This window comes from Citrobacter sp. MGH106, from assembly GCF_001037495.1.
Lineage (GTDB): Bacteria > Pseudomonadota > Gammaproteobacteria > Enterobacterales > Enterobacteriaceae > Citrobacter > Citrobacter murliniae.
This window is the reverse complement of record NZ_KQ089822.1, coordinates 3,034,357-3,055,268: the sequence shown is the minus strand read 5'-3', so window position 1 is coordinate 3,055,268 and position 20,912 is coordinate 3,034,357. Positions and strand designations below refer to the sequence as shown.

Genomic DNA, 20,912 nt, shown 5'->3' with positions numbered 1-20,912 from the left:
GATAAATAATGAGTAGCGTAGATATTCTTGTTCCCGACCTGCCTGAATCCGTAGCAGATGCAACGGTTGCAACCTGGCACAAAAAACCGGGCGATGCAGTACGTCGTGACGAAGTACTGGTAGAAATCGAAACTGACAAAGTGGTACTGGAAGTACCGGCATCAGCGGACGGTATTCTTGATGCAGTTCTGGAAGATGAAGGGACCACTGTCACTTCTCGCCAGATCCTTGGTCGCCTGCGTGAAGGCAATAGCAGTGGTAAAGAGACCAGTGCTAAATCTGAAGAGAAAGATTCTACCCCGGCACAGCGTCAACAGGCGTCTCTTGCCGAGCAGAATAACGATGCCCTGAGCCCGGCGATCCGTCGCCTGCTGGGTGAGCATAATCTCGAAGCCAGTGCCATCAATGGTACCGGTGTCGGTGGTCGTATCACGCGTGAAGATGTTGAAAAACATCTGGCTAAAGCTCCGGCAGCAAAAGCGGAAGCGAAAGCCCCGGCAGCGGCGCCTGCAGCACAGCCTGCGCTGGGTGCTCGCGGTGAAAAACGCGTACCGATGACCCGTCTGCGTAAGCGCGTAGCTGAGCGTCTGCTGGAAGCGAAAAATTCGACAGCAATGCTGACGACGTTCAACGAAGTCAACATGAAGCCGATTATGGATCTGCGTAAGCAGTACGGCGACGCGTTCGAAAAACGTCACGGTATCCGTCTGGGCTTTATGTCCTTCTATGTTAAAGCGGTTGTTGAAGCGCTGAAACGCTATCCGGAAGTGAACGCTTCTATCGATGGCGGTGACGTGGTGTACCACAACTACTTTGATGTGAGCATGGCGGTATCTACGCCGCGCGGCCTGGTAACTCCGGTTCTGCGAGATGTGGATCTGCTGGGTATGGCTGACATCGAGAAAAACATTAAAGAGCTGGCAGTAAAAGGTCGCGACGGCAAGTTGACGGTTGAAGATCTGACGGGGGGTAACTTCACCATCACTAACGGTGGTGTGTTCGGTTCCCTGATGTCCACGCCAATCATTAACCCGCCGCAGAGCGCCATCCTGGGTATGCATGCCATCAAAGATCGTCCGATGGCTGTAGACGGCAAGGTTGAAATCCTGCCGATGATGTATCTGGCGCTGTCTTATGACCACCGTTTGATCGATGGTCGTGAGTCAGTAGGCTTCCTGGTGACCATTAAAGAGTTGCTGGAAGATCCAACGCGTCTGCTGCTGGACGTGTAGTACCTGAGAGTATCACCTGCCCTGTAGGCCGATAAGCGTTGCGCCATCCGGCATGAAAAACGCAACGGCCTACAGGTTTAAAGATAACGATTACCTGAAGGATGGACAGAACACATGAACTTACATGAATATCAGGCAAAACAACTTTTTGCCCGCTATGGCTTACCGGCACCGGTGGGTTATGCCTGTACTACTCCGCGTGAAGCCGAAGAAGCCGCATCAAAAATCGGCGCAGGCCCGTGGGTAGTGAAATGTCAGGTTCACGCTGGTGGCCGTGGTAAAGCGGGCGGTGTGAAGGTTGTTAACAGCAAAGAAGACATTCGCGCTTTTGCTGAACACTGGCTGGGCAAACGTCTGGTGACCTACCAGACAGATGCCAACGGTCAACCGGTAAATCAGATTCTGGTTGAAGCTGCGACCGACATTGGTAAAGAACTTTACCTCGGTGCAGTAGTTGATCGCAGCTCCCGTCGCGTGGTCTTTATGGCCTCTACCGAAGGCGGCGTGGAAATCGAAAAAGTGGCGGAAGAAACCCCGCACCTGATCCATAAAGTGGCGCTCGATCCGCTGACGGGTCCAATGCCGTATCAGGGCCGTGACCTGGCGTTCAAACTGGGTCTGGAAGGTAAGCAGGTTCAGCAATTCACCAAGATCTTCATGGGTCTGGCGACCATTTTCCTTGAGCGCGACCTGGCGCTGATCGAAATCAACCCGCTGGTGGTGACCAAACAGGGCGATCTGATCTGCCTCGACGGTAAACTAGGCGCTGACGGCAACGCACTATTCCGCCAGCCGGATCTGCGTGAAATGCGCGATCAGTCTCAGGAAGATCCGCGTGAAGCTCAGGCTGCACAGTGGGAACTGAACTACGTCGCGCTGGACGGTAACATTGGTTGTATGGTTAACGGCGCTGGCCTGGCAATGGGCACCATGGACATTGTTAAGCTGCACGGTGGCGAACCAGCTAACTTCCTCGACGTTGGCGGCGGTGCGACTAAAGAGCGTGTCACCGAAGCGTTCAAAATTATCCTCTCTGACGACAATGTTAAAGCCGTACTGGTTAACATCTTTGGTGGCATCGTGCGTTGCGACCTGATCGCCGACGGTATCATCGGCGCGGTAGCGGAAGTTGGTGTTAACGTTCCGGTGGTTGTGCGTCTGGAAGGTAACAACGCCGAACTCGGCGCGAAAAAACTGGCTGACAGCGGCCTGAATATTATTGCAGCGAAAAGTCTGACGGATGCAGCTCAGCAGGTTGTTGCCGCAGTGGAGGGGAAATAATGTCAGTTTTAATTAATAAAGATACCAAGGTTATCTGCCAGGGCTTCACCGGTAGCCAGGGGACATTCCACTCTGAACAAGCGATTGCTTACGGTACGCAAATGGTTGGTGGTGTAACGCCGGGTAAAGGCGGTACAACTCACCTGGGCCTGCCAGTGTTTAACACCGTGCGTGAAGCGGTTGAAGCCACCGGCGCGACTGCGTCTGTTATTTATGTACCGGCTCCGTTCTGCAAAGACTCCATTCTGGAAGCCATCAACGCAGGTATTAAACTGATTATCACCATCACTGAAGGCATCCCGACGCTGGATATGCTGACCGTGAAAGTGGCGCTTGATGAAGCGGGCGTGCGCATGATTGGGCCGAACTGTCCTGGCGTTATCACCCCAGGCGAATGCAAAATCGGCATCATGCCGGGTCACATTCACAAGCCGGGTAAAGTGGGTATCGTTTCTCGTTCTGGTACGTTGACCTATGAAGCGGTTAAGCAGACGACTGACTATGGTTTCGGCCAGTCTACCTGCGTAGGTATCGGTGGTGACCCGATCCCTGGCTCAAACTTTATCGACATCCTGAAACTGTTCCAGGAAGATCCACAGACTGAAGCGATCGTGATGATCGGTGAGATCGGCGGTAGCGCGGAAGAAGAAGCGGCGGCGTACATTAAAGATCATGTGACCAAGCCAGTTGTTGGCTACATCGCGGGCGTGACCGCGCCGAAAGGCAAACGTATGGGGCACGCGGGTGCGATTATCTCTGGTGGTAAAGGTACGGCTGATGAGAAATTTGCCGCACTGGAAGCCGCGGGGGTGAAAACCGTGCGCAGCCTGGCCGATATCGGTGAAGCGCTGAAAACTGTGATTAAGTAATTCTCAAAAAGTAGTAATAAAGCCCGACCCCTTCGTGCAACCGGCTGTATGCGTTGTGCGAAGGACGCAGGGCTGGTCCGTTTTCGACATGGTTGGCCATCTGATGATGGCCTTTTTTATGTCTTTTTCGTTTTTTGTTCCTGCCGAATATCTGTAACCCGTCACCCGTTCTCTGAAGGCAGAATATAATAAATTAAAAGATGGCCAGTGACGCAGTCGTACTCACCGCACTATTGTGGTTAAGACGACACATTATTCATCTTGCAATTTGATCATAATCATCTTCATAAATAAGATTATTTTTTGCGGTAAGCATCATTCTTTCTTTAGGCTAAATTCTGCATATTACCGGCTTAAATATCATGAATACCGGAGGAAGGCGTGCCGCTGAAAATTCAGGATGACTACTTGCAGAGTTTTTTCTCTATAGCTGAGATCTTCTCTGGTGCGACCGGATTAGCAACGGTAGTCGTTGATGTTACAGGTAAGGCAATATCTGATTGTCATGGCTTCAATTCATTTTGTTCATTAATGCGTACCAATGAACTGTATCGCCCGAGTTGTCAAAAGTGTGATAAGTATTGTGCTTTTGAGGGGTTAAAGCAGGTTAAACCCAGAATACTCTGCTGTTATGCAGGATTAAGCCTATTCTCAATGCCGTTAATCCATGAGGGCAATCTGTACGGCTTTATTATTTGTGGTCAGGTACGGGCAAAACATCAGGAATATAAAACAATTGTGATTGATGACAAACCACAATGGATGAATGAACCTCGGATAAAAGCTGAGTGGGAACGGGTTACTGTAGTGGATAATAACACACTGGTGGCATCGGCAAATTTACTGAGGTTTATTGTTGATAACTTTGAACATCAGGAACAACAGGTTGATGCTTCCTTCGGATCGCAAATTAATACTATTCGCCCATATTATACGGAGCTTTCTCGTCACGAGAGAAAACTATCAGCGGCACTTCGCTATATTGATGATAATTTATATGGTGAATTATCTCTGGAGACTGTGGCAGCGCACGTTTGTTTAAGTGCGAATTATTTCAGTCGTTTTTTTAAGAAACGTCAGGGTGTTAATTTTAAAACCTGGGTGAATCAGAAAAAAATGCAAAAGGCGGGGGAGTTATTGCACGACCCTGTTCATTCGATAGACAGCATTGCCCGGAAACTTCACTACGCACAAACCAGTTATTTTTGCCGCGTATTCCGGGCAGCGCATCAAACGTCACCTCAGTCTTTTCGTCACGCCAGACTCTCGCAGTAAAGGTTTTCCGGCAGCGTGATGGCTTCGGGAATAAAAGAGAGTCGATCGCTGAGGGTGACGACATCACCAATGACGATAAGCGCAGGTGGCACAACGTTTGCTTCCTGTGCTTTATTCAATAATGCACCGAGCGTACAGGTCAGGCGGCGCTGATTTTCCCGCGTGGCAGACATGATAACGGCGGCGGGCGTGTCTGCCGATTTTCCGCCCATCAACAGTTCCTCGCAGATAAATGCCAGGTTGGCGATACCCATCACGATAACCAGCGTACCGTTGAGTCTGGCCAACTGACGCCAGTCCTGCTGCTGGTTGCCTTCTCGTGTATGGCCTGTCACTACGTGAAACCCGGATGCGAAATCGCGATGAGTGACCGGAATACCGGCGCATGCAAGGCCGCCAATGGTGGAACTGATACCGGGCACGACTTCAAATGGAATCCCGATCTCTACGAGTCCCTCAACTTCCTCAGCTCCACGACCAAAAACGTAAGGATCACCGCCTTTTAAACGCACGATGTTGTCATGCGTTTCAGCGTACTGAATAAGCAGTAAGTTGATTTCATCTTGTGGCACACAATGAAAGCCAGGGGTTTTTCCGACATTGACAAGTTTACACTCAGCGGATGCCCATTCCAGAATTTTAGGATTGACCAGACGATCGTAAATAATGACATCAGCTTGTTTAATGCACATCATCGCTTTGAGGGTGAGTAATGAAATATCACCGGGACCTGCTCCGACGAGCCAGACCTTTCCGAAAGTTTTCACATTGTGTCCTTTATCACGGCTAACAAAAAAATGGCAGAAACTACATTGCGGAATGATTAAAAGCAGTCGTTTGCCCATAAGTTATAACGCTAAATTGTCCTAAATTATCGCAGGGACAATATTGATTAAACTCGCAAAGTTTTTTCTGCAATAAACAAGATAACATGAAAAATTATTAAGAACTTATTGGCACTATTTGCCTGGATTTAACCTTATTTAAATTGTGTTTATTGCTGTGCTTGAGTATTATTGGTTAATATTTATCCGCCGCCAGTGTGAGTAAATCATGGATTGGATCAATGACATCAATGGACAAAATAAAATATAACTCTCGATGCTCATCTGGGTGAATCGAATTATTTTTTATAAATTAAACTATTTTTGTACGCTGCATATGGAAGAGGTTATGAGAGGAAAAATACCCAAGACGGAGTTGCTGGTAACTTTTGAAGTGGTTGCGCGTCATGAAAGTTATACCCGGGCGGCAGAAGAGCTTGCTCTGACACAAAGCGCAGTTTTCCGCCAGGTTAATGCTCTGGAAGATTTTCTCAATACATCGTTATTTAATCATGCCAAAAAGCGCATTTTTTTAAATGCGGCTGGGAAACATTATTTAAGTATTGTTAAGGAAACGCTAAACAAACTTGAACGTGATACGACAACAATAATGACCTGGCAACCGACCGTGCAGGTTATCGAACTGGCGGTTAATCCTACCTTCAGTACACATTGGTTGATCCCCAACCTGCGCGAATTCAACAAACTTAACCCTGATATTATCGTTAATATCCATTCTTTGGCGAATATCGGTGATTTTCTCAATCGTGAGTATGATGCCGCGATCATGCGGGAAGATTTTTACTCGCCATGGTCAGAGGTTGAGTATCTTTTTGAAGAGGAAATTTTGCCGGTATGCAGCAGATGTCTGCTCTCTGAATCCAATCAGAAACTGGCTGTCGATGATCTGCTAAATGAGTTTACCCTGTTGCACCAAAGCACGCGTATCAAAGGCTGGCAGGAGTGGTTTGCGCTGTCCAATGTCAGTAGCCCACTGGTGAATAAAGGTCCGCGTTTTGATTTATTGTCGATGCTGATCGCCGCCGTGCGTTCTAATTTGGGCGTGGCTCTGTTACCCCGTTTTGCTATTCAGCACGATCTGGACAGTGGTGATATGGTCATTCCCTGCGACGTTCCTATGCGTACCGGGAACCGTTTCATTATGACGTGGCGTGAAGAAAAATCGGAATCCCTGCATTTACAGATTTTCCGCAACTGGTTATTGAATAAATCCGTGGTCTCTAAAGTGGGCTGCTGATACCGGATGATAACGCCGGTCTGCTATCTGATGAAATGGTAGGCCGGATAAGCGAACATGTTATCCGGCAAAAGTCTCGTTACCAGTCGATCCCGACCTGTGCCTGAATACCACTATCAAACGCGTGCTTAACCGGGCGAATTTCACTCACCGTATCGGCAAGTTCCAGTAATTGCGTGTGGCATCCACGTCCTGTGACGATCACGCTCTGTTCTGCAGGGCGATTCTCGATAGCGCTGATAACCTCCTGCGTATCCAGATAGTGATAAGCCAGCATATAGGTGAGTTCATCCAGCACCACCAGGTCGTAATGTGCATCGGCTAGCATGCGCTTACTTTCCTGCCAGACCGCTGTTGCCGCCTCGATGTCGGCTTCCCTGTTCTGGGTTTCCCAGGTAAAACCGGTACCCATGATATGAAATTCAACACCGAGCGGCTGTAACGTGTTGTACTCGCCATTATCCCACTGGCCTTTAATAAACTGCGCGATGCCAACGGTTTTTCCGTGACCTACCGCGCGCGTTGCCGTCCCAAAGGCTGCGGTGGATTTACCTTTACCGTTGCCGGTGAAGACTATCAGAATTCCTTTCTTCTCCGTTGCCGCCGCCACGCGGGTATCAACCTGTTCTTTCAGTTTCTGCTGGCGCTGGCGGTGTCTGTCATTGTTGACTCGCGCTTCCATTGTTGCTCCTTATTTCCCTGCCGGACAGGTTGAGCAGCGATGTTGCTGTTCAAACTGACTGAAGAAGTTATTGCCCTTGTCATCCACCAGCACAAAGGCCGGCATGTTTTCGACTTCCATCATCCAGACCGCTTCCATGCCGAGTTCCGGATACTCAAGGCAGCGCAGGCTTTTCACGTACTGCTGTGCCAGTAAGGCTGCTGCGCCTCCTATGCTGCCAAGGTTAAATCCGCCATGCGTGTGGCAGGCATCGGTTACCTGCTTGCTGCGGTTGCCCTTTGACAACATGATCAGACTGCCACCCGCTGCCTGGAAAGCATCGACGTACCCATCCATGCGCCCGCCGGTGGTGGGACCCATTGAGCCACAAGCCTGATTATTTGGAGTTTTTGCCGGGCCAGCGTAATAAACGATATGGTTTTTCATGTACTCCGGCATCGGTTCGCCGTTATCCAGACGTTCTTTGATTTTGGCGTGGGCGATATCACGGGCGACGACAATCGGGCCACTTAGCGATAGTCGGGTTCCAATCGGCAGTGTGGACAGATCATGCAGAATATCGCGCAACGGGCGGTCCAGATTGAGCTGTACGGTCTGAGCACCATTTTCTACGCGGTGAGAATCGGGAATGAATTTGCCCGGATTATGTTCGAGTTTTTCCAGCCAGATACCCTGTTTATTAATCTTGGCTTTAATATTGCGGTCAGCAGAGCAGGAGAGTGCCATAGCGATAGGGCAGGAGCCGCCGTGGCGTGGCAGGCGAATAACACGAATATCGTGCGCAAAGTATTTGCCGCCAAATTGTGCCCCGATGCCAAACTCACGGCTGGCATTGAGAAGAGTGGCTTCCAGTGCCGTATCGCGGAACGCCTGACCCAGTTCGTTCCCGCTGGTGGGCAGGTTATCGTAATATTTAGTTGATGCCAGTTTTGCGACTTTCAGCGCCTGATCGGCAGACAGACCGCCAACGACAAATGCAATGTGATATGGCGGGCAGGCGGCTGTTCCCAGTGATTTCATTTTATCAATCAGGAAGGCAGTGAGTTTTTCCGGCTGTAAAATTGATTTGGTTTCCTGGTACAGCGCTGCTTTGTTAGCTGAGCCACCACCTTTGTTGACGAACAGGAACCGGTATTCATTACCCGGGGTGGCGCTAATGTCGATTTGGGCGGGCAGGTTAGTCTGAGTATTGACCTCGGAATACATATCCAGCGGTGCGTTTTGCGAATAGCGCAGGTTGTTTTCCGTGAATGTGGCATATACGCCATGGCTTAATGCTTCGGCATCATCACACCCGGTCCAGACATTCTGCCCTTTGCTTGCCACAATGGTTGCGGTCCCTGTATCCTGGCAGTTAGGCAATACGCCTTTAGCCGAAACCTCTGCATTGCGCAGTAGCTGGAGTGCGACGTATTTATCATTACTGCTGGCCTGTGGATCGTGCAGAATACTGGCGATCTGTTTCAAATGTCCGGCGCGCAGGAAAAATGAAGCTTCATAAAATGCCTGCTGTGCCAACAGGGTTAACGCCTCGGGCGCAACCTTGATCACTTCCTCTCCGTCTAACTCTGTTACCGTAACGTGTTGGTTACTGAGTAATTCGTATTCTGTATTATCTTTACTCTGAACAAAGAGTTCCTGCCAGACAAATGGTTTAGACATAGTACTTCTCACCTTTTCGTGTTTTGCCGATACACGTCATCCTTCACGCTGCCTCTTTGTTGGCTGTCTGCGTTCACCCCAGTCATTTACTTATGTAAGTTCCCGGGGTTCACGTAGTTGCCGCTTTGATGCAGCTTGAATTATTTTGTGTATAAATTTCGAGCCTGATTTCAATACCAGATAAGCGTTATCTGACGTTGGCTTAATGCGCTAAAAAGACATTGGCTTTTGTCGCGTCGGCGACATATTCGATGGTTTTCTGGGCGCGAACGCTGTTGCCCGCTTCATCCAGCGGTGGGGAATAGACGGCAATCGCATATTCACCTGGGACGACCGCAACCATTCCGCCGCCGACACCGCTCTTTGCCGGGACGCCGACGGTGTACAGCCACTTACCACTGCCGTCGTACAGCCCGGCAATCGCCATTTCCGCCAGCACCTGAGGTACATAACTTTCATTCAGTAACTGCTTGCCGTTAAACGGAGATTTACCTTTGTTGGCGAGTACGGCACCCATTTTGGCCAGTTGCTCAACGGTGATATCCACGGAACACTGACGGGTATAAATTTCGACGGCTTCATCCGTGTTGCCATAAAAGCTGTTATAGGATTCCATCAGTTTGGCCAGTGCCTGGTTGTGCTGGTTGGTCTCCATTTCGGATTTGAAAACAGGTTCGTTAACAGTGAGACTTGCATCTGCCCACGCGTTCAGGTTGTCGAGGATTTTGTTCCAGCGGTCGGTTTTATCTTTGGCTTCAATCAGGCTAACGGTGCTCATCGCGCCTGCGTTAACCAGTGGGTTTTCCGGCGCGCCTTTGGTCAGTTCGACGGCTAAGCCTGAATTGAATGGCATGCCGGTGGCATTGGCACCGAGTTTATCCAGAACAACCTGAGGGCCGTGCTGTTCCATGGCGAGCGCCATGGTGAAAACTTTACTCAGTGATTCCATCGGGAATGCTTTTTTAACATCGCCAACCTGGAAGATTTTTCCGTCAACCGTTGCGATGGTGATAGCAAAATTGTTGGGACTGTAGGTCGCGAGGGCAGGGATATAGTCGGCGACTTTTCCGTCATTGTTACTTTTGTATTTCTGATGCGCCTGTTCGATAAGTCTGGCGTAGTCCGGCGTGGTTTGCGCGAATGTGGTTGCGCTAAATAATACGCTGAAGGAAAAAATACCCACGCCGAGAAGAGTTTTATTCATGGTGCATTCCTGTTGGTGTGCTCATCATGGTGCCGGAGGGCGGCTTACCACCTTCCGGCTTACGGGTTATTAACCGTCTCGAAAACCGGATAGCGCGGCCGCTATCCGGTTTCACTGTGGTATTAAGACAAAGCAACTTCCGTTTCGGTAACCGGGCGTTCCTGTTCCGGGGTTTTTACTGGCGCAGTGCCGCGACAACCCTGGCCGAAGTGTTCGCCTTCCCAGCGACCCACAATGGCAGCACCCATTGCGTTACTCATTACGTTAGTGGCTGAACGACCCATATCGAGGAATGGATCGACGCCCATCAGCAGGATCAGACCGGCTTCCGGAATGTTGAACTGGTTCAGGGTTGCGGCAATAACCACCATAGAGGCACGAGGCACACCCGCCATCCCTTTAGAGGTCAGCATCAGGATTAGCAACATGGTGATTTGTTCGCCCATGCTCAGCTCGATATTGCACGCCTGGGCAATAAATACGGTGGCAAATGAGCAGTAGGCCATGGAACCGACCAGGTTAAAGGAGTAACCGATAGGCAGAACAAAGCTGGCGATTTTTGAAGAAACGCCGAACTTTTCCAGTTTATCCAGCGTGCCCGGGAAGGCTGCTTCAGAACTGGAAGTGGTAAAGGCCAGCAGAGCAGGTTCGAGGATGGCTTTAGTAAGACGGCTGATGCAAGGACCGACGATCATAGTCGACAGGCCAATCAGAATTGCCCACAACATACCCAGCGTCAGGTAGAACTCACCCATGAAGATCCCGGCGCTAACCATCACACCCAGACCACGTTCGGCAATCAGACCTGAAATAGCGGCAAAAACGGTCAGAGGTGCGAACAGCATTACGTAGCCAGTCAGCTTCAGCATGACGTGGACCAGTGAGTCGAGAACCTTAACGATAGGCTCGGCTTTTTCGCCAATCGCAGCCAGGCTGCAACCCAGGAAAATCGAGAACACGACGATCTGCAGGATTTCGTTACGCGCCATCGCATCAACGATACTGGTCGGTACTGCGTGCGAAATAAATACCTTCAGCGTAAACGGCTCTGACTTAACGGCGGCGACAGCGCCGACATCATGCGGAACAAAGTTGATGCCTGCGCCCGGCTGGAAGATATTAACAATAACCAGACCCAATGCGATTGACAGCAGTGAGGCGCAAATAAACAGGAAAAAGGTTTTGGAGAATATACGTCCCAGCGTTTTTGCATCACCCATTTTGGCAATGCCGACAACCAGAGTTGATATAACTAATGGAGCGATAATCATTTTCACCATACGTAAAAATATAGTGGTGAAAATGGAAATATCTTGAGCATATGATTTAGCTGTTTCAGCTGCGGCCATATTATTGATGAGCACCCCGGCAACCATGCCGAGTAACAGGCCTAATATGATCATCTTCGTTAAACTAATTTTCTTCATGTTTACTCCATCGGATAAAGGCTGGTAATTGAAATTGTGTAGGGTGGCGAGCACCTGAGCCTGGACAGCAGCTCAGATGCACGCCTGTTGTGACCAACCGCATGAATAATTCGAAGCACTGTGATACAGCTGAATTCTGTGCTCCAATGGCTGTTATTGTGTTTTTTTGTTACAGATCGAACTCAATACTTAATAATGGAGCGTGTTGTTGCGCACCATAAACATCATTGTCACCGACATTGCCGGAAATAATATCGCGCGGCATGACGATTTTTACTGCATTCGCTGGGTCGAACCACACAATATTATGAATAAAGTCAGGTTTGACATTATATAACCCAGCAATAAGTTGCGGTGTTAATTGCTCCGAGGCTTTTACTCGCTGATAGTCTTCCCTGGTTTTAAATAAAATATCTAATACCAGTTCATACGGTCCGGCGTTTTTGGAGCGAATTACTTGCGCCAGTGAGCAAATAGACTGTTTCATGCCTGAACTCCTTCTGGCGTCACCTGTTCAATGTGGAAATCAAAACGCAGTGCATCGCTTGCTTCAATCAGGTGATAGATTGAGAACTCATACACAGGCCCACTCTGAATGTCAGATGGTGAGAACGGGAAGGCGAGGTTGCCCGCAGTCGCAATACGATTTTCATAGCCGTAGTGCAGCAACGTAGAACGCACCAGTGAGCAAACACTGTTGGCGATATCTTGGGTTGGCGCGACCACGTCCAGTAAAATCCCCAGCTCATGACCGGCAGTTTTCATCGGCTCATGATTGCCCATCACGCCGTTCTTACCATACAGGTGGAACGTCATGCGGATACTGTCGTCATTCAGTGAAAGGTTACGTGCCACGCTGGCCTGTACCTCTTCAAGAATGGTGTCGATACCGGCAATCATAATCGGATCGCGCGTTCCGGCGATGGTCAGGCAGCGGAAACCAACCTGACGCGCACCTTCCAGTTTCAGCGCATACGGTGTCTCTTCATGACGCGAACCGCTGACGTACACTTCACCTTCATTAACCGCTGTAAAGGTACACGCTTTCAGGTTCAACACGCCGCCCGGTCCCGGCAGGAAGTACGGATCTGACTTCTCATACAGGGTGTGCGCCGCAGCAGAAGTTTCAGTGAACTTACGCTTCGGATTGAACGCTTTCAGCGTAAAGCCGTTGTCGTCGATGATTCCCATCGCACAATCCGAACCAGAACCTGGGGTGGCGGCGATGGCAGCACACTCAAGGATCTTACCGCAATGAAGCGCCAGACCTTCATCAAAGCCTTGCATAATCGGCAGTGCAGCGAAGCATGCCGGATCGTAGGCTCGTCCGCCCAGTACAACCTGTGCACCGGCTTTCAGTGCGCGCTGGAAAGGCTCAACGCCCATCTGTGCAACGATGTAGGTGCTATCTTCGATAGCTTCGTGAGTCAGTTCAGGTACAAAATCCAGTGCGGTGATTTTGCCGTTATCCAGGGCCTGATGAACGACTTCTTTGTCGACATCGGACGGGATCAACGCCATGGAGAAAGACAGTTTTTCTTCCTGGGCGATCTCATGGATTATCTGGCGACACCACTCCAGGTGCGGAGCTGCGCCGGAACCACCGGCGGTACCGATCACGACCGGGATGTTATTCTTAACGCCTGCCACGATCATATAGCGCAGATCGCGTTTCACACCGGCCCTGTCAGTGAAAGGCTTACCTGCCCCCAGGTAGTGGGGGCCAGGATCGGAGGAGCCTGCGTCAACAGCAATAAGATCCGGCGATTCTTCCATGGCTTTACGAAAACTCTCTTCCGGGAAGCCATAACCCAGAATAGCTGTAGGCGATAAGATCTTAAATGTGCGAGCCATTTCTTAATCCTTAGTCTGCAACAACGCGATGGTGCGGTTCATTTCGTTAAACACGATGTTGAGACCTTCATCGAAGCCCATACCCGGTTTGATCAGCATGCGCATTGGACGCGCAGCCAGCGCGACATGTACGCAGGTGCGAGCACTGATCTCGGTTTCGTTACAGGTTCCGCCCTGGTAGGCTTCCATTGCGTGTTTGTTACAGTAGAGCACGGCATCAACAATGTTATGAATGCCACCGAGATCCGGAGTTTTGATCTGCACCATGTGGCAGCTGCCAGCATCAGTGAAGTCCACGATATCCTGATAGGTGTTACACCATTCATCAGCAACGATTTTTACGCCGGATCCCAGACGGGTCAGTTCTTTGGTGATTGCGGTCAGCATGCGGATTTGATCCGGCTTGTTACCAGCATCAACCGGACCTTCAATGTACAGCGGCAGACCTTGTGCTTCTGCCTCCAGGCTGGCGATGTATTCGGCGCAACGAACCGGGTCCATATCAAAAATCAGACCGATAGTGCCGTACACATCAATATGCAGCGTTGGGTGATAACGATCGCTGGTACGCAGGCTTAAGATGCGGTTAGACAACCAACGCACATACTCACGCAGTTTTTCGCCTTTAAAGCCCAGCTTCTCTTCTACGTTGTTGATCAGCGCATGCGGCAGTACGTCCACGCCTTTGAGGATCATTTTGTCGACGGCGATATAACGGTCATCACCGCTTTGACCAAATAATGGAATTGCTTCCGGTACACATGGCAACTGCCATTCATCGCAAACAACTTCTGTTTTCAGGCGTCCTGTGGCCAGTGCTGCGGCATCAAGCAACGCCTGAGACAAACCGTAACGTACAGCGGTATGCAACAGATGACCGTCAATACGCAGTTGGTCAAAGAAACGGGCGTTCGGTAAGAACGAATCTACGTCACGACCTTCCAGCAGCGGTTTGATGTGATCGTTCAGGAAAGGAATGAAGTTCTCAGCCAGGAACAGTGGGTCACGACCGCCTGCACCGGAGTACTGTACGGCCGCGCAATCACCAACGGCCACCGCGCCGTTTTCCAGAATCAACTGCACTGAAACGCATTCACCCGCCTGACGAACAGAGGTAAACCCAGGCGTCACCGGAGAGCCGGTATAGATAAACCCATCGTGACCAGCTCCGTCTTTAATAGCTTGCTGATCGTCAAAATAAAATGAGGAGTAGCCAGCGGTGAAAAGGGCCTGTTTAATTTTCATTATGGTCTTCCTATTAATTTACTGTGGGATACGGCGTTGATGTCATCAATGACCATCTGGAAAGAAGGTTTACGACCTTCAAAATGTGCGCGCTCTGCGACGTAGTCGTGGTGCAGGGCGAGAATATCTTTCGGCAGCGGAACCGCACCGGCTTCGAGAATACGGATTGCGCCAGTGTTATCACGAACTGGCAGGATTTTGCCGGCGTTACAGGCGGCAGGGGCGAAAGGTACATCCAGCACACCGGCTTCAAAAGCCAGTACGGTGCCGCGTGCAATGTCGCCATTACCCAGCTCGAATACTCTTTTCAGTACCGCGCGAACTTCGCTCTTAATCAGATCGACTTCCTGCTCTACAGCTGCGCATTGCGGGAATTTCTGGTCGCTGACCATGTTGAGCATCTGGCGTGAAGCTTTAAGTCCTTGGGCATTAGCCGCAGCCGTTGGGATACCGAACGCTTCATGCGGGCTTTTGGTGATGACTTTAGTTGCACCGGACATACCTGCAACCGCAGCACCCCAGGCGATAACGGAGAACGCTTTTGCTTCATCTTCCGGGAAACCGCCCATCCACTGGTGGAATACGGTGCTCAACTCGTAATCATCGAAGCCATAATTCTGGAAGTATTCGTGGGACAGTTCACGCAGAGCCTGAATCGCCGCGATATCCTGAGTCAGGCTACCCACCTGGCCGTAACCGACGGTAATGGATTTCACTCCTTGTTCCAGCGCCAGCAGACCTTCGATAATCGCGACCGAGTGAGACATAAACGGCGGGATCAGGGTGCCGGTCAATGGGCCAAACGGCTCGCGGTTAATACGAATGCCGTTTTCTTCGTACAGCCCCATCAGACGGTCGCAGTACTGCCAGTCACGGATGGATTTTTCCAGGGTGACACGTTTGGCATAAGGGATGTTGTAGGAGATACCGCCGCCTTCGTAGCTGGTAAAGCCACTGGCCATCGCGATCTCTGCCAGCAAGCGTGCATCCGGGGTACCGTGGCGAACCTGGATAGGTTTTTCCAACGATTCAGTCATACGGCGGCAGGCAGCAACCCCGTGATTGACCACCGGTAAACCATTAAGCTTGGAGGTTCCTGCTTCGATGGATTTCTGGATCCCGACGGCAGCTTCTTCATAACGATTCAGACGGGTATAGGCATCGATGGTACTTGGCAGAAGGTCGCACTCTTCCTGCAAGGTTTTGAGCAACTCAATGTGCTCATCCATTAATGCAACACCTGCACGTGGCTGGCTCAGGGTTTTACCTTCCTGATCGGCCTTCAATAGCGCGAGGGAGAAGCGTTTTTTATCTGGAATTGCTTGCTGGTATTTCACGCCATCTTCGAAGTTCTCAACGTCTTTGCCGGTTTCCCAGGTTTGCAGCACCTGATGCCTTTCGGTCATGAATTCGTCATGGGTCAATTTTTTATTTCGAAGTTCCATTCGTAGCTGCCTTAATTGTTATAGGGTTAAACACTGAATGCTGGTGCGAGCTGCGGCTTGCGGGTACAGCCTGGCGACGTTTGCCAGTAGCGGGAGCAGGCCATTTGAATCGCGGTAATACTCAAACTGATTAGGTAACAAAATTCTTTTACCCTGGTCGTCCAGCTCCCGGTATTTGAGCCAGTTATGAATATCGAACTGGCTGGCGCGCGAGAGCCATCCACCTGAACCGACAACTTTGCGTACGGTGGTGAGATCGCGACCCATCTGTAAATCCACATTACCTACGCAGGTACAAACCTGCTTTTTAGTGCCCGCGTGGCGCTCAGTGGCATAGCCCACGCACAAACCTGCCAGCAGAGTGTCGAAATATTTCTCCTCCTCGCTGAGTGGCAGGTAATCCGGATGCCCAACCAGATGACGCAGGTAGCGATAAAATGCTTCCTCACGTTGTGGCTGCTGGGCAAAGATAACTTTCACCATATCCTGCGTGCTTTCTCCGACCACGACGGCGGAAACGCGCATTCCCAAATCGCCTTCAACGGTACGTTTGACGAAAGGTTCAGGAACACCATGCAGGACGGTGTCGGGAGAGAGGATATTCGCGCTGGCTGAATAGACGTCCGTAGTGGCGCCGCCCATATCAATCAGCATGAATTCTTTCCATGCACTGTCGTAATCGCTAATCGCTTTTACCAGTTCATACACTGTCCACGGCGTCGGCATGGGTTCTTCGCCGGTTTCTCCAACGATGACGTCCAGACCTTTGCCTTTAACGATGCGAGACAAGAACACATCACAGATAGCCTGACGAGCGGCAAACGGGTTCGGGTGATCGAGATCCGGCAGAATGTTATCTACCGTGGTCAGATCCTTATGCCCCAGAATCGTTTGTATATCGTCCTGAATGTCCCGGTTTCCGGCGTAAATAATGGCGCAGTCAAGCGTGGACTCTGCCAGCGCATGCGCATTAGCCAGGCCGTAGCTTTCTTCACCACCATCCGTGCCGCCGGTAAACAACAGGATGTCTGGCGGTGATGACTCCAGCTCCCGAATGTCATGGCGGTTCAGCTTGTATGAATAATATTGCGCGATTTTTGCTCCTGCCGAATGAGCGGTAACTTTCGCCGATTCCAGCGTAATGGAAGGCACCAGCCCCATTGCTGCAACGGCGAGCCCACCTTTGGCAGACGAGGAGTATTTCAACTGCACTTCACCACTTTTCAGTAACGGGCGAGCATCGGCAACATTCAGCACCTGATTCAGGCTGGCAAAAAAACCGTCTGCCAGATGATGTGTGGTGGTTGGGGTCAGGACATGGTTTACCAGGGTTAATTCCTCTCCTTCATGCGCGAAGAGGGCTGCCTTGGTCCATGTCGAGCCGATATCGACAGAAACTGTTTGCATCAGATGGCCTCTTCAAGGCAACGCTGTTCGAGGCCATTATGTTGATGGATATCATTGGTGATAAGCGCACAGACATCTTCGAGATCGTGACTTGGTGCGAAGACGCGGTTAAAGCCCATCTCTTTAAACTTCATTTCCACTTCGGCGAAGTCATGCTTACCTACGACCAGGTTGCCGCCGACATAGAGCAGAATGTCGCCGAGGCCGCGTTCGATGCAGCGCTCACGTAAACCGAGGCAGTCGATATCACCGTGACCGTAGATGGATGACACCACGATGGCGTCGGCACCGGTTTCAATCGCAGCATCAATATATTCATCCTGACTCACCATCACCCCAAGGTTGATTACGTGAAAATCATGAGCAGTAAAAACGCGATCCAGAACTTTATTGCCTACTGCATGGCAGTCAGCACCGATGACGCCAATAACAAGTGTAGATTTCTTCATGGGTAATCCTCTGTAGGGCTGATGGTCAATAAGTAAAAATTATTTTTTAATATTTAAAGCATGGATTGTGGCAACCTCTTAATAGGATTGGAGTGTCTGTGTAAGCGAAAAAGGAAGCAATTGATCTATTTTCAAAATAACCTTCATAAAATGATTGTTATATTTCATTTTTAATAAATGGCTTTAAAAACAATGCATTGCGTTTTGTCTTTTGAGGTTTTCTTAATTTGTTTGAGAATTCGCTAATAAATGACTTGCTATGTTTGTGATCGAAATCTTATTTTGTTGCGAGCCTTTTTTAAGTGTCGTTTTAAATAATTTAAAAACTTATGCTTACTAAATAACTTGTGAACAACCTAACGGTTTTTTATTTATTGATCTTATATGTCAAAAATATTATTTGTTAAATTTAAGATAAAAATGATAATAGATTGTTCAGAACATATTTAATCTTTGGACCATATGCGCAAAAGGGGAGGGAGTGATAACTTGCGGTGATGATTCGGACAGGAAAGCATGGCATTTGAGAAGGGGAGGTATCTTCATTGAGGTTGAGAATGCAGTGAGTTTCTCTTCCAGCTGAGATAGTTACATTTTGGTGTTAATTATAAGTAAAATTAAAATGAATAATTTGTATAAATTTAAAATTCCACGACTTGCTAAAAAAAATCTGTGAGCTACCTAACAATAGTTACTCTTTATCTGCTATCGCATTTTGCCGTCTGAGCTGGTTAAAAGATCGTGTAGATTTAAATAAATAATCTATCATTTGTAGTAACGGCAATTACTCATTGAAAAACAAATCGTTAACATGATGTTTACTAGTTACTCTCGTGGTAAACATTGTTAACATTAAAATTGAAAATTGATTTAAATCAATGTTTAAAACTTGGTAAACACTACAAAATGAGGTTAAATTGCTGCAGATCAAATTGGTCTGGAAGTGATAAATTAGCTATAAATTGATCACTATCGAAAAATGCAAATTTACCTCGATAAAAACCTGTTTATTGTAAGGATTTTACGGCGTAATATAATTGCGGGATCAATTTGAGTGTTTTATTAACATGTTTGTAACTTTTCGGCATTGCCTTTTCTTCAAATGAGAAGAAAGAGCAACGGCGGATGGAAGCAAATAAATTTGTATTGGGGCATGCGTGTGACCCTTTCTAACGGGGTTCACTCTCGGAGTCTTCATGCGATGAGCAAGGAGTCATGATGTTAGATATAGTCGAACTGTCGCGCTTACAGTTTGCCTTGACCGCGATGTACCACTTCCTGTTTGTGCCACTAACGCTGGGTATGGCGTTTTTGTTGGCCATCATGGAAACGGTCTACGTCCTTTCCGGCAAACAGATTTATAAAGATATGACCAAGTTCTGGGGCAAGTTGTTTGGTATCAACTTTGCTCTGGGTGTGGCTACCGGTCTGACCATGGAGTTCCAGTTCGGGACTAACTGGTCTTATTATTCCCACTATGTAGGGGATATCTTCGGTGCGCCACTGGCGATCGAAGGCTTGATGGCCTTCTTCCTCGAATCCACCTTTGTAGGTCTGTTCTTCTTCGGCTGGGACCGTCTGGGTAAAGTCCAGCATATGTGCGTCACCTGGCTGGTGGCTTTGGGTTCTAACCTGTCCGCACTGTGGATTCTGGTTGCGAACGGCTGGATGCAGAACCCAATTGCAGCAGATTTCAACTTTGAAACCATGCGCATGGAGATGCTGAGCTTCTCCGAACTGGTGCTTAACCCGGTTGCACAGGTGAAATTTGTACACACCGTGGCTTCTGGTTATGTTTGTGGCGCGATGTTCGTTCTGGGGATCAGCTCCTACTATATGCTGCGCGGTCGTGACTTCGCGTTTGCTAAGCGCTCCTTTGCTATCGCTGCCAGCTTCGGTATGGCTGCCATTCTCTCTGTTATCGTTCTGGGTGATGAATCCGGTTACGAAATGGGTGACGTGCAGAAAACCAAACTTGCCGCAATTGAAGCTGAATGGGAAACTCAGCCTGCCCCTGCATCCTTTACGCTGTTCGGTATCCCGGACCAGGATGCGCAGGAGAACCATTTCGCTATCCAAATTCCTTATGCGCTGGGCATCATTGCCACCCGTTCTGTTGATACACCCGTCATTGGTCTGAAAGATCTGATGGTGCAGCATGAAGAGCGTATCCGTAACGGGATGAAAGCGTATCAGCTGCTGGAAGAACTGCGTGCTGGCTCCACCGATCAGGCCGTTCGCGACCAGTTCAACAGCATGAAGAAAGATCTGGGATATGGTCTGCTGCTGAAACGCTATACCGATAAAGTTACCGATGCGACCGAAGCGCAAATTCAGCAGGCAACGAAAGATTCCATTCCTCGTGTTGCTCCACTGTACTTCGCGTTCCGTATCATGGTGGCTTGCGGCATCCTGATGCTGGCGATTATCGCTGTATCCTTCTGGACCGTGATCCGTAACCGTATCGGCGAGAAAAAATGGCTGCTGCGTACGGCGCTGTATGCGATTCCATTACCGTGGATTGCCATTGAGTCCGGTTGGTTTGTGGCAGAGTACGGCCGTCAACCGTGGGCGATTGGTGAAGTGTTACCGACAGCCGTGGCGAACTCTTCGCTGACTGCTGGCGACCTCATCTTCTCGATGCTGTTGATTTGCGGCTTGTATACCCTGTTCCTGGTGGCTGAACTGTACCTGATGTTCAAGTTCGCACGCCGTGGTCCGAGCAGCCTGAAAACCGGTCGTTATCACTACGAGCAGTCCACTGTGACTTCTCAGCCGGCACGCTAAGACAGGAGTCG

General features: G+C 49.5%; 17 protein-coding genes. 6 read left to right on the top strand and 11 right to left on the bottom strand.

Annotated elements, in window-relative coordinates; all coding sequences use genetic code 11:
- Positions 1–8 precede the first annotated feature (8 nt).
- From odhB to SK36_RS14335, 4 genes are all read left to right on the top strand, one after another.
- Positions 9–1,232, top strand: a complete 1,224-nt coding sequence (gene odhB / locus SK36_RS14350) for a 2-oxoglutarate dehydrogenase complex dihydrolipoyllysine-residue succinyltransferase (protein WP_048221837.1) — start codon at positions 9–11, stop codon at positions 1,230–1,232.
- A 114-nt stretch (positions 1,233–1,346) separates the two neighbouring features.
- Positions 1,347–2,513 (top strand): ADP-forming succinate--CoA ligase subunit beta, encoded by a 1,167-nt coding sequence (sucC, locus tag SK36_RS14345; protein ID WP_045441099.1) that lies wholly within the window; start codon positions 1,347–1,349, stop codon positions 2,511–2,513.
- Positions 2,513–3,382 (top strand): succinate--CoA ligase subunit alpha, encoded by an 870-nt coding sequence (sucD, locus tag SK36_RS14340; RefSeq protein ID WP_048221836.1) that lies wholly within the window; start codon positions 2,513–2,515, stop codon positions 3,380–3,382. Before sucC ends, sucD begins: the two co-directional genes overlap by 1 nt.
- 381 nt (positions 3,383–3,763) lie before the next feature.
- A complete protein-coding gene (locus tag SK36_RS14335; protein ID WP_045441101.1) occupies positions 3,764–4,657 on the top strand; it encodes a PocR ligand-binding domain-containing protein in 894 nt (297 codons plus the stop codon).
- Here the strand turns inward: SK36_RS14335 and cobA are convergent.
- A complete protein-coding gene (gene cobA / locus SK36_RS14330) occupies positions 4,636–5,424 on the bottom strand; it encodes a uroporphyrinogen-III C-methyltransferase (protein ID WP_048221835.1) in 789 nt (262 codons plus the stop codon). The genes SK36_RS14335 and cobA overlap by 22 nt on opposite strands.
- A gap of 406 nt (positions 5,425–5,830) precedes the next feature.
- On the opposite strand from cobA, the gene SK36_RS14325 reads away from it, so the two are divergent.
- On the top strand, positions 5,831–6,739 hold the full coding sequence (locus SK36_RS14325) for a LysR substrate-binding domain-containing protein (RefSeq protein WP_045449505.1): 909 nt from the start codon (positions 5,831–5,833) through the stop codon (positions 6,737–6,739).
- A 79-nt stretch (positions 6,740–6,818) separates the two neighbouring features.
- Here SK36_RS14325 and cobO read toward each other — a convergent pair whose 3' ends face one another.
- From cobO to glmS, 10 genes are all read right to left on the bottom strand, one after another.
- Complete coding sequence (gene cobO / locus SK36_RS14320) at positions 6,819–7,421, bottom strand: cob(I)yrinic acid a,c-diamide adenosyltransferase (protein ID WP_045441103.1); 603 nt, start codon at positions 7,419–7,421, stop codon at positions 6,819–6,821.
- Positions 7,422–7,430: 9 nt separating this feature from the next.
- Positions 7,431–9,083: a class I fumarate hydratase gene (locus tag SK36_RS14315; RefSeq protein WP_045441104.1), complete on the bottom strand. Its 1,653-nt coding sequence runs from the start codon at positions 9,081–9,083 to the stop codon at positions 7,431–7,433.
- Positions 9,084–9,285: 202 nt separating this feature from the next.
- Positions 9,286–10,287: a glutaminase A gene (glsA, locus tag SK36_RS14310; RefSeq protein WP_045441105.1), complete on the bottom strand. Its 1,002-nt coding sequence runs from the start codon at positions 10,285–10,287 to the stop codon at positions 9,286–9,288.
- A gap of 122 nt (positions 10,288–10,409) precedes the next feature.
- On the bottom strand, positions 10,410–11,714 hold the full coding sequence (locus tag SK36_RS14305) for a dicarboxylate/amino acid:cation symporter (protein ID WP_045441106.1): 1,305 nt from the start codon (positions 11,712–11,714) through the stop codon (positions 10,410–10,412).
- Positions 11,715–11,883: 169 nt separating this feature from the next.
- Positions 11,884–12,201, bottom strand: coding sequence for a DUF4387 domain-containing protein (locus SK36_RS14300; RefSeq protein WP_045441107.1), 318 nt, complete (start codon positions 12,199–12,201; stop codon positions 11,884–11,886).
- Entirely contained in the window at positions 12,198–13,568 is a 1,371-nt protein-coding gene (locus SK36_RS14295) for an acyclic terpene utilization AtuA family protein (protein WP_045441108.1), read from the bottom strand. Before SK36_RS14295 ends, SK36_RS14300 begins: the two co-directional genes overlap by 4 nt.
- A gap of 3 nt (positions 13,569–13,571) precedes the next feature.
- On the bottom strand, positions 13,572–14,813 hold the full coding sequence (locus SK36_RS14290) for a methylaspartate ammonia-lyase (RefSeq protein ID WP_045441109.1): 1,242 nt from the start codon (positions 14,811–14,813) through the stop codon (positions 13,572–13,574).
- On the bottom strand, positions 14,813–16,258 hold the full coding sequence (locus tag SK36_RS14285; protein ID WP_045441110.1) for a methylaspartate mutase subunit E: 1,446 nt from the start codon (positions 16,256–16,258) through the stop codon (positions 14,813–14,815). Before SK36_RS14285 ends, SK36_RS14290 begins: the two co-directional genes overlap by 1 nt.
- Before the next feature lie 18 nt (positions 16,259–16,276).
- A complete protein-coding gene (gene glmL / locus SK36_RS14280) occupies positions 16,277–17,665 on the bottom strand; it encodes a methylaspartate mutase accessory protein GlmL (RefSeq protein WP_045441111.1) in 1,389 nt (462 codons plus the stop codon).
- Positions 17,665–18,114: a methylaspartate mutase subunit S gene (gene glmS, locus SK36_RS14275; RefSeq protein ID WP_045441112.1), complete on the bottom strand. Its 450-nt coding sequence runs from the start codon at positions 18,112–18,114 to the stop codon at positions 17,665–17,667. Before glmS ends, glmL begins: the two co-directional genes overlap by 1 nt.
- Before the next feature lie 1,218 nt (positions 18,115–19,332).
- Between glmS and cydA the strand changes: the two genes are divergently transcribed.
- Complete coding sequence (cydA, locus tag SK36_RS14270; RefSeq protein WP_045441113.1) at positions 19,333–20,901, top strand: cytochrome ubiquinol oxidase subunit I; 1,569 nt, start codon at positions 19,333–19,335, stop codon at positions 20,899–20,901.
- Positions 20,902–20,912: the final 11 nt, after the last annotated feature.